At 38.9% G+C, this 14,489-nt stretch carries 8 protein-coding genes; all 8 read left to right on the top strand.

Going from position 1 to position 14,489, the window contains the following annotated elements; translation table 11 throughout:
• Nucleotides 1-153: 153 nt before the first annotated feature.
• The 8 genes from U859_RS0108715 to U859_RS0108680 all read left to right on the top strand — a co-directional run bounded on the left by U859_RS0108715 (nucleotide 154) and on the right by U859_RS0108680 (nucleotide 14,483).
• Nucleotides 154-1,860, top strand: coding sequence for an FAD/NAD(P)-binding protein (locus U859_RS0108715; RefSeq protein ID WP_025143009.1), 1,707 nt, complete (start codon nucleotides 154-156; stop codon nucleotides 1,858-1,860).
• A 774-nt stretch (nucleotides 1,861-2,634) separates the two neighbouring features.
• On the top strand, nucleotides 2,635-5,628 hold the full coding sequence (locus tag U859_RS0108710) for a SusC/RagA family TonB-linked outer membrane protein (protein WP_025143008.1): 2,994 nt from the start codon (nucleotides 2,635-2,637) through the stop codon (nucleotides 5,626-5,628).
• Nucleotides 5,629-5,645: 17 nt separating this feature from the next.
• On the top strand, nucleotides 5,646-7,244 hold the full coding sequence (locus tag U859_RS0108705; protein WP_025143007.1) for a RagB/SusD family nutrient uptake outer membrane protein: 1,599 nt from the start codon (nucleotides 5,646-5,648) through the stop codon (nucleotides 7,242-7,244).
• 14 nt (nucleotides 7,245-7,258) lie between these two features.
• Nucleotides 7,259-7,933 (top strand): hypothetical protein, encoded by a 675-nt coding sequence (locus U859_RS0108700; protein WP_162799902.1) that lies wholly within the window; start codon nucleotides 7,259-7,261, stop codon nucleotides 7,931-7,933.
• A gap of 10 nt (nucleotides 7,934-7,943) precedes the next feature.
• The gene (locus tag U859_RS0108695; protein ID WP_029985586.1) at nucleotides 7,944-8,984 is read left to right on the top strand and encodes a DUF5007 domain-containing protein; all 1,041 of its coding nucleotides are present in this window, start codon (nucleotides 7,944-7,946) and stop codon (nucleotides 8,982-8,984) included.
• 35 nt (nucleotides 8,985-9,019) lie between these two features.
• A complete protein-coding gene (locus U859_RS0108690) occupies nucleotides 9,020-12,175 on the top strand; it encodes a SusC/RagA family TonB-linked outer membrane protein (RefSeq protein ID WP_029985585.1) in 3,156 nt (1,051 codons plus the stop codon).
• 11 nt (nucleotides 12,176-12,186) lie between these two features.
• A complete protein-coding gene (locus U859_RS0108685; protein WP_025143003.1) occupies nucleotides 12,187-13,728 on the top strand; it encodes a RagB/SusD family nutrient uptake outer membrane protein in 1,542 nt (513 codons plus the stop codon).
• Nucleotides 13,719-14,483 (top strand): fasciclin domain-containing protein, encoded by a 765-nt coding sequence (locus tag U859_RS0108680; protein WP_240183030.1) that lies wholly within the window; start codon nucleotides 13,719-13,721, stop codon nucleotides 14,481-14,483. The genes U859_RS0108685 and U859_RS0108680 overlap by 10 nt, the downstream gene beginning before the upstream one ends.
• The last annotated feature ends 6 nt before the right edge of the window (nucleotides 14,484-14,489 follow it).

Genomic DNA, 14,489 nt, shown 5'->3' with positions numbered 1-14,489 from the left:
CAATTGTCAATCAATTCCATCACCCATCTTACATTTTCCATAATTTAGGGCTGTTCTTCTGCAACATCATCTTCGGACCTCTGACTCCCGACTATCTGAGTTATTCCATCATATACAAAACAATTTCTGTTTTTTAAGATTATACAACTATAAATGGATACGAAAACAGCAAAAAAGAAAATTGCCATCATCGGCGGCGGACCAAGTGGTCTTTTCATGTATAAAAGGTTAACAGAATCGGAAAGCACTGATTTTGAAATCAGCATATTCGAACGTAAAGATTATTTGGGTGCTGGAATGCCTTATAGTGCCGAAGGGGCAAATGTAGAGCATATTACCAATGTATCAGACAATGAAATCCCTATTATCTATAATTCTATTGAAGATTGGGTAAAAATTGCGCCAAAGGCCATTTTAAAAAAGTTTGACATTAACGAAGCGAAATTTAATGAGTATAAAGTATTGCCGAGGTTATTTTTCGGTGAGTATCTATCTGCCCAATTTAATTTATTAAAAGAAGCTGCGGCAAAAAAAGGTATTAAAACCCATGTTCATTTAAACTGTGTGGTAGAAGATATTATTGATTTGCCAGCAGATAATCAGGTAGCGGTATGTGTTCAAAATGAAGATAAATCCTATTTTGATCAGATTGTAATCTGTACCGGGCACAATTGGCCAAAGAAATATGAAGGTAGTATTCCTAATTACTTCGATTCGCCATATCCTCCCAAAAAACTTGAGTTAAAACTAAACCATGCTGTTGGCATTATGGGTTCGTCGTTAACGGCAATTGATGCCTTAAGAACACTAGCCAGGCAAAATGGAAAGTTCGAAGACAATGATGATGGAACCTATTCCTATCGGTTAGAAAGCAAAGGTTTTAAAATCGTGATGCACTCAAGAAGCGGTTTGTTGCCGGCCATCAGGTTTCATTTGGAAGATTCGCACCTGGGTAAAGATGAAACATTGAGCAAAGCCGAAATTCATAAAAGTATCGCCGAGAATGGTGGCTTTTTACCTTTAGATTTTGTGTTTGAAAAGAATTTCAAAGAAATGTTTATTAAAAAAGATCTGCTTTTTTATGAGCAAATCAAAGAAATGAACCTCGAAGCCTTTGTAGAGGCCATGATGGGCTATAGGGAAAAGATGGAACCCTTCGATCTTTTTAAGAAAGAATATGATGAGGCCGAAAAATCCATTGAAAAGAGAAAATCCATTTACTGGAAAGAAGCCCTGGCTGTTTTAAGTTTCGCGATGAATTATCCGGCAAAATACCTTTCAGCAGAAGATATGGAAAGGCTTCAAAAAGTATTAATGCCTTTAATTTCCATTGTAATTGCATTTGTACCCCAAAGCTCGTGCAGAGAGTTGTTAGCCTTAAACGAAGCTGGCGTATTGAGTATTGTTGCTGTTGGAGATGATGCTAAAGTAGAACCTTTAAAAACTGGCGGTGCAGATTATCACTACGAAATAAACGGTGAAAAAACGGTTAATCACTTCGATACCTTTGTCGATTGCATCGGTCAGCCGCACCTTTCTTTTAACGATTTTCCATTTAAAAGCCTGATCGATAAAGGAACGCTGAGCCCTGCAAGATTAAAATTTAAATCTGCAGAAAGTGGAAAAACTGAAATAAAGAATAACGATTTAGTAACCAAAGAAGAGGACAATACTTACTTTTTAAAGGTACCCGGAATTACGATAAATGATCATTTTCAGGTGGTCGATAAAAAGGGTGTTCCAAACAAAAGAATTTACATTATGGCCGTTCCATACATTGGTGGTTATAACCCCGATTATTCTGGAATCGACTTTTGTGAAGCCGCATCAGAGGCCGTGATTAACAGCATTTTGCGCTAAAAAACGGAAACAATTTTTTATTATTTCAGACAATCTCTTAAATTTTTTTAAGAGATTTTTTTGTTTTAATAATTTGATAATCAGTTGATTATGTTTTTAAATCTTTTGCGTGTTTTAAAAAAAACAAACGTTTGCGCTTAGTTTGTGTGCTATAATTTTTAATGTCGTTTTTCGGAACAATTGCTTGTAATTAAAAATCTATGCTAAATTGAAATCTGTTTACAATGGGTTAATTTTTACGACAACTATAATTGTCATTTTAATGTTTTTTTAAGTGTGTCGCACAATAATGGAATATTGCTTTTGTAAAAACTTATCAATACACAAGTCTTATTGGTTTTAAAATCGCTTATGTGCCTATAATTAAGTGATTAAAGCATTTTTTTAAGCAAACGTTTGCGTTGAAAAAAATAAAAATCCAGCTTTCTTAATCTATACCTTGCATTAACAAATCATAACGAGCCGATATTTTTATTTTAGTATTACGAGCAAAAAAATCTTGTTTAACCGGCAAGATCACTATAAATAATAAATAAAATAAAACCTCTAACCAAGGTATAACAAACAAACAATAACTAAACCGTTCGTGGCACAGTCTATTTGAGCTATGAATCAATATTAATCATTCTAAACAAATCCGTATGTTCAAAAATTTTACTTTTTGTCTCCAGGCATTGCTATGCCCAAAAAAACCAAACAGGGGTAATTTCTTAATTACTTCTTAAGCAACAGAGTTTCTTCTTTAAACAAAAAAATCAAACAAAAACTAATCAAATGGTTAAAATTTACACAAGCATTTGTTTTGCCTTGTTTTTATCTGTTTTTGGATTTCAATCTTCATACGCCAATGAGGCACTGATTAAGAGGATCAACAGCAACTATTTTGCCTTTCAGCAAGATACCTCAAAATCTAAAAAAGATTTATCCGCTAACGCCGTAAAAACAGATACGATTGGACAAATGATCAGGGCGTTGCAAAAATTTAAAACAGTACGCGATACGGTTAACATCCGTTCGTCTGCACCAGTTCCAAACCTGTCGTTACAGCAGATTATTAAAGGCAATTTAGCCGGCGTTTATGTACAGGAACCAAACGGAGAACCAGGAACCGAGCAAAGTATTATTATACAGGGTACATCGGGCTTACTGTTTAATAAAAAAGATATTTACGCTTTACAGCCAGCTATCTACTTAAATGGAGTGCCTTTAGTGGCAGATAATCCATTTGCTTTCGATGTGCAGAAATATGATTACAATAGGATAGGGCCTGCCACCAATTTATTATCACAGGTTGATATTAATAATATACAATCAATTACGGTAATTAAAGATCCATTTGAATTGGCCAAACTTGGTCCGAATGCAGCTAATGGGGCTATATATATAACCACCAAAAATGCCAAGGCAGGTCTTAGAGACATTAGCCTTAATTCTTATTTTGGTTATGTAACCGCTCCACAGGTAAATACCGTTAATGGGGTTTACGAAAATAATTTCAGAAGCCAGTTTTATAAAAAATATAATCCTACAGGCAGTCCGGCTTCTTATTTACGCGATTCTACCAATGTGGCCTATTTTGGCCCCTCAAACTGGACAGATTTATATTATCAGAATACGCCAACCTTTTCTGCTGATTTAGGGATTACAGGAGGCACAGACCGGGCTAACTTCAGGTTTTTTGGTTCGGGTACTAAAAATGCCGGAAATGCGGATGATACAGGTTTAGATCGTTACAATCTGTTTTTCGGGATCAATATGGCGCCTTTTAAATGGCTTACGGTATCAAGCACGGTTAATACGGCCCGTTTAGACCGTACCCGGAATAAAAGTTTGCGCGATCGTTTTGCCGAAACACGCTACATCCCCGATTTAAGTAGTCCGCTTTCTCCAAATGCCGAGTCTTATGCTACGTATTTAACTCAAAATGATAGAAATGTAGATAACAACCGCTCTACGGTATTAAACGGAAACCTAACCTTAAGTGCAAAGGTGAATAAATTTGTAATCTCTACCACAGGGTTGTTTAATTACAATGAAGGGATCAGGGATTACTTTATACCATCAACTTTGTTGGCTGGCATCAGTTACATTTCTAACTATTTTGGTTATAGCCAAAGGGTTTCCATCAACAATAACATTAGCTATAAATATGATATTAATAAAAATCATGTTATAGATTTTGAACTTGGACAAAGCTTACAGGGCGATACCTACAAATATAATTATGCAAGGGCCTACAACGGTCCGAATGATTATGTAAAACTGACTTTTGTAGATGGTAACCCAACCAAAGACGGAGCAGATAACCCGGATTACTTAAACGTACTGGCCAATGGTAATTTTTATGTTTTCAGGTATATTGATAAGGAGCGTAATAATTTAATGTCTTTTTATGGTTCTGCGAAATACGCTTATAAAAACCTGTTCACCTTAAGTGCATTGTTGAGAAGAGATGGTGCTTCAAATGGTCAGCCAGATAGCCGTTGGGTAACTACACCAGCATTTAATGCCAACTGGAATTTAAAACAACAATTTTTAAAAGATAATAAAGCGATTGATGCGCTGCACTTAAGTGCAGGCTGGGGCAGGACTTTGAGGATTTTCCAGGATGACCGTTTTGCTGCAGGACCCCAGTACCGTTCAGAAAATGGATGGGAAGAAGAACCAACTATACCAGGCTACGGTGGTTTGCTGGGTATTAACCGCCCATATAATAGTGGTTTTATTGGTTATAACATCAGTTTACCTTATGCCGATCGTACCAGTGTAACTTTAGATGCATCGTTTTTAAACAGTCGGGTTAATGCTGCGGTAACGGTATATAACCGTGACGATAAAAACAGCGTAATCGGCTTGCCTGTAGCAGTTGAAACAGGTTATTCTACCCAATATAAATCGGGTATGGATATTAATAACAAAGGGATTGAGCTTTTGGTTAACGGTGCGGTATTACAACAACGCGATGGCTTAAACTGGAATACAGGTTTGAACCTGAGTTATAATAAGAATAAGCTATCGGCACTGCCCGATGGTTTGAATGAATTAATTTATCAGAACGATAATAAATTACAGGTAGGAAAATCGGTAGGCAGTTATTGGTTATACACCAACCAGGGCATTTATAACAGCGATGCTGAGGTACCTGCCGGCAGAACTTTTAACGGTATTCCTTTAAAAGCAGGCGATCCGAAATGGGTTGATTACAATAATGATAACCGCATCGACAGTAAAGATAAGGTGTTAACCGGCGACAGATTACCAAAATTTGTGGGTGGCTGGAACAATACCATTGCTTACAAAAACTTCGATTTAAATTTCAATTTCATTTTTGCTGCCGGACAAAAAGCCATTAACCAGTACGAGGCAACCCGTTACGGTTTCGTAAACCGCGAGGCCGGAAACGATATCAACTCGGTTAAAGAAGTTTCTTCTTGGCAATCGTTCGATAACGAGAAAAATTATCCGATATACAATCCATGGAGTCCTGTAGATGCTTACCGTACCGATCAGGATCTGTTTTTAGAAAGTGCTTCTTATGTGAAATTAAGATCGGTTACCCTCGGTTACGATTTTAGCAAAACAGGTTTATTCAAAAAAGCTGGTGGGAAAATCAGGAGAGCTTATTTATATGCTACAGCCTTAAACGTATTTACCCTGACCGATTTTTCGGGAGTTGATCCAGAACTGATCAATTACAATGGAATATACGACGGTGCTAATATCACCATCCCACGAACATTTGTTTTAGGCTTCAAACTCGATTTATAAAATATACCATTATTGATATGAAATATTCTAATTATAAAATTAGTATCTACAGGTCGGTTACCCTGGTGTTAATCCTAACCATGGTTGGTATGGGCAATTTCTCCTGTAAGAAAATTGATGATGTACAATCAACAAGATTAGCTACCGAAGAAAGTAACTGGAAAACGCTGGAAGACGCCCGCGCAAACTTGCTTTCGGTATATGGCCTGATGCGTTCGGCTACGGTATCAGATAATACCCATTGGTTAATGGGCGATTTACGTCAGGGCGATTTTCAGATTACCAACCGTGCTGATTTAAAATCTATTGTTACAGGCCAGTTAAATGCACAATATCCGGTGATTAACAGGATCACCAACTGGCGTAGATTTTATGCGGTAATTAATGCAGCAAGTTTATTTATCGAACGCTCTAAACAGATTATCCCTTTAGATTCGCGTTATACGACGATAAACAATAATGTAGATATTGCACAGGTCAGAATATTAAGGGCATTTGCCTATTTCTACATGGTAAGGATCTGGGGCGATGTACCTTTATTAACTTCATCGCACGATGGTGATTTTGTACAGTTGCCAAGAACCGCTAAAGAGAAAGTTTTACAGTTTGCTACAACCGAACTATTGGCTGCAGCACAGGTGGTACCTTTTAAATATGGCGGCGATGACCCTATTTTACCTGGCCTTTATTATGGTGCGGGCTGGGCAAGCTGGAACGGCAATATTTTTACCCGTTTATCGGCCTATATTATTTTGGCCCACATTGCGGCCTGGCAGGGAAATTACCTGGATGCGGCTACCTATTCAAAATTTGTATTGGATAACTATACCAAATCAAACGGAAGTGGTTCTAACGGGATCGTTTATTTAGATATGGACGCCTTGACGGAGAATGTAAATTACTACAGCCCATTTGCTTTTAAACGTGCAACGGTACTGGTAGGTTTTCCATTCGAAGCTGGTAATGGTTTATCAACAGCAAATGGCCACATCGAGCAATTAACCCTGGCATCGCCATTTATCCCTAAAACACAGCCCGAAATGTTTGTGCCAAAGGATAGTATTCTTAAAATATTTACCGACCCGGGAGATCTGAGGTTCAGCATTAACCCTTTAACAGGCTTATACCGGACAAATTATTTTTACAACTTCCCTTCAGAGCAGCCCATTTTTAACAAGATCAAAGTGATTTATACGGCTCAAACCTCTGGTAACTTAACCCTGTTCAGTTCTACCATGCTGTTTAGCCGCATCGAGGAAATCACCTTGCTCAGGGCCGAAGCCTGTGCGGTATTGGGGCAACGCGATGAAGCCATTTCGGCATTAAACAAAGCAGCTAATTTAAGAGGTACTGTTACTTACGATCCGGCATCGGGCAAAGATTTGGTTGACGCCATTTTTGAAGAACGCAGAAGAGAATTAATGGGTGAGGGCTGGAGATGGTATGATATTGTTCGTTACAACAGGCTTAAAAATGCTACCGGTACCTTTATTAGGAAAAATGGTGTTCCGCTAACATTTACACAGTTTGAGCGAGCAGGTGGTATTTACTGGCCGGTATCTCAGGATGTAATCAATGCAAATCCATCGGTTACCCAAAATCCATACTGGCAATAATCAATCAGAAGATCATGAAAAAGAAATTATATAAGCTTAGCCTATTGTTGCTAATAGCCATAATGGGTATTTATTTGAGTGCCTGCAAAAAAAGCGATTCTCCTTATTACGATTATACCAATACGGTACAAACCTATAAAGGAACAGCAGTGGATTATTTAAAATCGAAACCGAACACTTTTGATTCGCTGCTATTGGTATTGGACCGTTTTCCTTTTTTGAAGGATTCTTTAACCAATCAGAAAGTAACCCTGTTTGCACCGGTAAATGAAAATTTCGCTGCATCGGTTAAGTATTTGAACCAAACCAGAAAAGCAGAAGGGAAAGCACCTATTTATTTAAGTACTGCAGATCCGCTGGAGCTGGCATTTATGCTTTCAAAATATATTGTAAGGGGAAACTTAACACCTGCTGCTTATGCCAGTACGGTTGATGGTATTTCGGTTACAACAGTAGCCTCCAATTATCCTATGCATGTAAAAGCGCTACAGGCTAATGCATCAGGTTTTGTAGGTGGAGGTGCCACTACGCTCGAGTATAGCGATATGTATGGCTCAACCATCAGGCTTAACTGGGTAACCACCAACACCAATGCCATTAACATCAAAACCAATAACGCGACTATAAACATTTTAAGCCCGCTGCACAATTTTGGGTTTGATGAATTTACATACAGATTAGACCAATAGCCTTATGAAGATGAAAACTAAAAAATACTTTCTTAGTGTAGCTATAATGTTATCGGGCATGATGCTAATGTTGGTATCGTGTAAGAAAAATTTGCCAGATAATAGATTGTCTATCGCTAACGATAGTCAGTACACACAGTTTCTGTATCAGCCCACTTTAGGTAGAAATACCTTATTTACCAACAATTTTACCTATGGCAACTCGAGCAGGCCATTGGATTTTAAAATTGTAAACATGCGCACCTTTGGTGGAGAGCCTGCTCCCGAACTCACCAAACTTTATCCTGTTAAAGTATGGAAAACGGCTTATGACGGTACGGAAAAATCGCTGGCCGAAATTGAGGCCAAACGCGTAATCGAAAACCACCCTTTGTTCGAAGTACGTCCGCACTCTGGTGAGTTTTTAATGTGGGCAGAAGCCAATTCGAACATGATTAAAGCGCAACCAGATTCGGGTTACGTTTTTGATGTAGAAATGTCGAACACCGGTGGGAGGAAATATTTTCAGAATTTCCGTCTTAGCCCACTGCGCGAACGTCCTTACGAGCCTTCGCCATTAGATCCGGTTACAGGGCAGGGAACATCAACCTCTGTTAGTCCGGCAGGTTTATTTATTACCGGAACAAGAACCAATCAGTTTCTATCTTCCAATGACGTAGCCGTGGTGTTTAATAAATTGCCAAAAGGGTTGCCAGGCTATTCAGGACACAGCATCAGTTTCAAATTTATAGATACGCTGGCTCAGGTGATCGATCCAAATAAGTTCGCTTTAACCGATTGGGGCAATTTGGTACATGGTTTCAATATGGTAAAAGATGCCACCAAGGTGAAGTTTGATGTGGCTTATCCGATTCCTTTAACCGCATATCCTACAAAATACACTACAACAGATGGTGTTGCCGCCAGGGTAGTATTCAGGTTTGACAGGCAGGCATTTGGCGCGGCCTTGCTCCATTGTTATCTCGCCCTAAATTTCAAGATCTACGAGGAGGGGGATTGGGAAATTATCTTTCAGTTCAAGAACGACCGACCAAAATTTGATAACGACTGATGAAACAAACTAAATCCAAACAAAACATATTTCCAATGAAGTATTTTTACAGCATAGTAATTTTATTGATTTTTGGTTTGCAAAATCTCGCCCTGGCACAACAGCAAATTGCGGTTACAGGTACGGTTTATGATGGCGAATCGAAAAAGAAAGAAACCATGCCGGGCGTAAGTATTTTAAGCGCTGGCAGGGTTTTGGGCCAAACCGACGGCGATGGCCGTTACAGGGTTACCGTAGCATCAAATGCAGAAATTACCTTTAAATATTTAAGTTATATCACCCAAATCATCAAGGTAAACGGAAGAACCACCATTAACCTTACTTTACAGGGCGATAACGCTACCCTTAAAGAGGTTACGGTTACCGCTGGTTATCAAACCAAAACAAGGACTTTAACTACAGGTTCTACCGTGACTATTTCGGGTAAAGATATCCAGGGGCAGCCTGCAAGTGATATCATGTCGCTTTTACAAGGTAAAGTTGCCGGGCTTAACATTCAGAATAACACTGGTGCGCCGGGTTTCAGGGGTTCTATTACCCTACGTGGTATTTCAAACATCAATGTATCAGGTTCAGGAAGTTCGAGTTTCTTAACCCCAACTTCACCATTGTTTGTAATTGATGGGGTACCTGTTGATGACAATACCAATTATTCTTATGGTTTTCAACAGGCAGGTCCGGGTGTATCACCTATTTCTCAGATTCCACCAGAAGATATTGAAGATATTACGACATTAAAAGATGCTGCTGCTACTTCCTTATACGGATCGAGGGGGGCTTATGGAGTTATTTTAGTAACCACCAAACGCGGTAATTCTAAAGTGCCGGTGGTTCGTTACACTGGTGCATCTTTCTTTTCCATGGTTCCTCAATTGCGCAGCGTTATTGGAGGTAAAGGTGAACGGCTGTTGCGGATCAATCAGATTTTGCAAAATGATACCAGTTATAACCATGCCATAGATCTGATCAATTATAATCCAATTTTAGCAGATAGTTTAAACGCGTACTTTAATAACTCGACCGATTGGCAATCCTATTTTTACAGGAATACTTTTAATCAAACCCATAATGTAAGCATTTCGGGTGGTGATGTTGCATTTAACTATAAAGTAGGTTTAGGTGCTTATGATGAAACTGGCATCCAGGAGAATACAGGTTATTCGAGGTATAACCTTAACATGAATATGCAATACAATCCTACTCCTAAATTTAAGTTATATGGTCAGTTGCAAAATTCAATCCAGAAACAACAGGTCGGCAGTGGCAATGGTTTCTTAAATAGCGGTTTAGCCACTACGGGCCAGGCCTCAAGCCTATTGCCTTCACCATCACTATTTTCATCGCAAAGTGGGGTATTGGCACAGCTACAAACCGATAACGACAATAAATCATTACAAACTTTTGCAACCATTAACGCAGAATATGAGCTTTTTAAGAATTTTAGGATAGCTACATTCTTAAACTATACCAATAGTACCGGTACTAAAGATAATTTTTCGCCGGCGGCGTTAAATGGAAATCAATCTAAGTATTATACTTATAACGATCGTGCCACCAAGTTGTACAACCGAAACCAGTTCTCTTATGTATATGGTTTAAAAGATGCTGCGGGAGAAGATACGCACACCTTTAACCTTTTTGCCTTTACGGAAATCAACTCGAGCTTTTTTAAAGCCGACGCTATTTTGAACGAAAGAGGGGTGAATGATCAGTTAAGAGGTCCTTTAACCAATATGACCGATTACCTGACATCTTTAGGCGGAACCATTGATTATAACGACGCCAGGAGTGTGGCCTTTGCAGGTGCATTTTCTTATAACTATAAGCAAAAATATGTATTGGATTTTAACTATCGCTTAGATGCCAACTCGGCCAATGGAGAAAATGCCCGTTATGTTGCCAATCCATCTTTTGCCTTAAAGTGGAACTTTAACAAAGAAAGGTTTTTGCAGAACATTAAATGGGTCGATTATGCCGACATCCGTTTAAGTTATGGCTCTAACATACAGCCGGTAGGTGGAGTTTTTGATGCCTATGGTAAATATGTGGGAGGAAACCGTTATAATAATGCCAATTCTATCATATTGGATCTAAAAAGGTTGCCAAATTTAGATTTACAACCTACAAGAGCTACCACTTATAATGCCGGTGTTGATTTTAGCTTGTTTCAAAACCGTTTTTCATTCGTTTTTGATACCTATTACAAACAAAATGATAATATTTTCAGGTATAAGGATATTTCAAGTGCCAACTCATTCGAAACAGTTGCCTCTAACGAAATCAGTAACGTAAATTACGGATGGGAATTTCAAACAACGGCCCGCCCATTAAATCCTACAAGTCCATTTAAGTGGACAATATCAGGAAACTTAGCGATCAACAGAGAAATTTTAGCACAATTGCCTGATAATTTGAGAGATTTTATTTATTATGATAAAGCTTTACAACAAGACACTTATTATCGCTTAGGTACCAACTCATTATCTAACTACCTGTACAACACAAAGGGAGTTTATTCTACCAATTCACAGGTACCAGTTGATCCGAATACAGGTTTGCCTTACCGCGTAGGTGGTACGGGTCGTTTGAATTATTTTAAGGCAGGTGATCCGATTTTTACTGATCTGGATGGAAATTATGTTCTTGATGGTAATGACAGGGTGATTGCCGGTAATTCTCAGCCACAGATAACAGGAGGTTTTTATTCCTACCTGCAATGGAAAAACTGGAGCATAGAGGTGAACACTTCCTTTACCCTGGTTCGTGATATTATCAATAACCCATTGGGTAAGCAATTACAGAACTATAGTAATTTTCAATTCGCGAGTTTGGTACCACTTGATCAGCTGAACTACTGGAGTGCACCTGGTCAGAATGCAACCTATGCCAATCCTTTAGATTTTGTGCGTGCACGTATTATCGATCCTTTCAGGTTAAACCAAACGGCATTTCAGGAAGATGGTTCTTACTTTAAGTTAAACTCGATTAAAGTGTATTACATCTTTGATAAGAAATTTACCAGCAGGTTCGGAATGAACAGGGTAAGTATCAATGCTACTGCGGCAAACCTTGGTTTTATCACACGTTACTCTGGGCCAAACCCTGAAAATGTGACCAGTTTGGGTAGAGATGACTCAGGAGGTTATCCTTCTCCAAAGCAGTTTACATTAGGTTTAAACATTGAGTTTTAAAAATTAGACAGATGAAAAATACAAAATACATAATTCTGATTGCTGCACTGGTTTTTACTGCCTTTGGCTGCAAAAAATTTCTAAACGTAACACCAATTGAAGCACAGAGCGGAAATAACTTTTGGAAAACACGTGAAGATGTAGAGGGATTTACAAACGGAATTTATTCTCGGTTAAAATCAAAAGTGGCAGGTACACCGACCTTCTTTAATGATGATGACCGTGCATTCTTCCCTGCATTAGAGATGAGGGGCAATAAGGTTGCCATAGGGAGTTTAAGTAGCGATGGTGCAAATACTTTTATTGCACTTACGGGTAACAATATGAAATTCCTGGTTGCCAGCTCAGGAAGGTTTAATGGCATGATGAAAAACATTATGAGCTGGAAAGAATGGTATGATGTAGTGGCTGCAGCCAACATCTTGTACTTCGAAGTTGATAAAGTGCCATCATCTAGTTTGCCCGACGCCGATAAAAAACGCTATAAAGCAGAAGCTGTGTTTTTGCGCAACCTGAGCTACATGTTTATCTGTAAATTATTTGGCGATGCCATTTATTATACAGATGCTTATCACAGTACTCCACAGGCTAGAACGCCGCAGGTAACAGTATTGAACAAGTGTATCGAAGATATGACTGCGGCAAAAAATGATCTGCCAACATTCTACAACGATGCTACATCTAACGGTTTCAGGCCTACAAGAGCATCGGCAATAGCGCTGTTAATGCATTTAAACATGTGGGCTGCCGCATGGGATACCGGGGTTAAAACCAAATACTACGATGCGGTAAAAACACTGTCTGCCGAACTGGATACGTATAGTAATTATAAAATATTGCCCATTACCCCTGCCAACACCCTGAAAATTTTTAAAGGAAGAAGTTCTGAAAACCTGTTCGGTATTTTACAGGATTTTAATTATGGAGAAGGATTTTCTTTGCCGGCAAGTATGTCATATTACTTGTCACATTACCCATATCAGGGCAATGTAACCAAAACGCAAAGTTCTATCGCTTATTCAACCGATTATATCCGTAAACTCTATCCTCCAGGCTCTGCAGATGCAAGGATAACTACCTGGTTTGAAAACTATGATGCTCAGGGCGGAGCTTTCCAGTTTAAAAAATTTGCAAATATTTATTCAACCGGATCTGGCAGTGCAATATCCATCACAAGTGATGATAGTGCCATCATTTTCAGGTTACCTGATTGCTATTTGTTAACTGCCGAAGCACTTGCAGAGCTTGGCGACGAAAGCGGCGCAAGAGATTTTGCAAATAGGGTAACCGTAGCCGCCAATGCACCAATGATTACGCAAAGCGGACAGGATTTAAAAGATGAAATTTATAGAGAAAGGTGCAGGGAGCTAATTGGCGAAGGGCAGTTCTTTTTCGATCTGGTAAGAACAAAGAGGGTATTGAATTCTGATTTTACCAACGCGCCTATATCGGTAGCTAACCTCAATGCAGGTGCATGGACATGGCCGCTTACCATCACTGCTGCCGAGCGTAGCGCTAATCCAGGTTTAATTGGCAATAATTTTTGGAACTAATAGATATGATGATGAAAAAGAATTATAAAACACTGCTGTTTTTAATAATCTGCGTATTATCAGTTTTAACCGGCTGTAAAAAATACTATATAGAAACGGGAGTACATGAAGCAAAGTATAATGGCAATATTATGCAGTACATGGAAGAAAAGAAACCGTTTTTCGATTCAACCCTAACGGTGATTAAACTGGCTGGTTTGGCTGATGTGATCAGCAAAGAGAACATCACATTTTTTGCGCCGCCAAGCGGCTCGATCTTTAAATCCGTTAAGGGCCTAAATGTAAGGTTGAGATCAACGGGTAAAGATACCGTTTCTCAATTATCGCAGATTAAACCTGAAGTATGGAAGAATATATTATCACAATATATATTTAAAGGTAGTAACCGCTTAAAAGATTATCCACAGCGGGATACCTTATCTTACCTCGCTTTTCCTGGTCAGGGCTATACATCTTATAGCGGCAGGATCATGAACATTGGGGTGATTTTTAATGATGCAGTGGTGTATAGCGATAAAGGTGAAGAACTTTCGCGGGTAGCTTATGCCGGTTACCGCCAACTGTATCTTGCCTACATTCCCGATCTGTCCAATCCTCAGGTGGCATTGGTCAACATTCCGATTGCTACATCAGATATTCAACCCACCAATGGCGTTTTGCATGTGCTAACAAAGATCAGGCATAATTTCGGCTTTAATACCAATGTTTTTATCGAACAGGCCATATCCGCGGGTATTAATCCACCAATAAAATAGCCCTAT

Origin of the sequence: Pedobacter jeongneungensis, assembly GCF_000633455.1 — a bacterium.
Taxonomy (GTDB): domain Bacteria; phylum Bacteroidota; class Bacteroidia; order Sphingobacteriales; family Sphingobacteriaceae; genus Pedobacter; species Pedobacter jeongneungensis_A.
The sequence above is the reverse complement of the archived record's forward strand: the minus strand, read 5'-3'. Positions and strand labels throughout refer to the sequence as shown.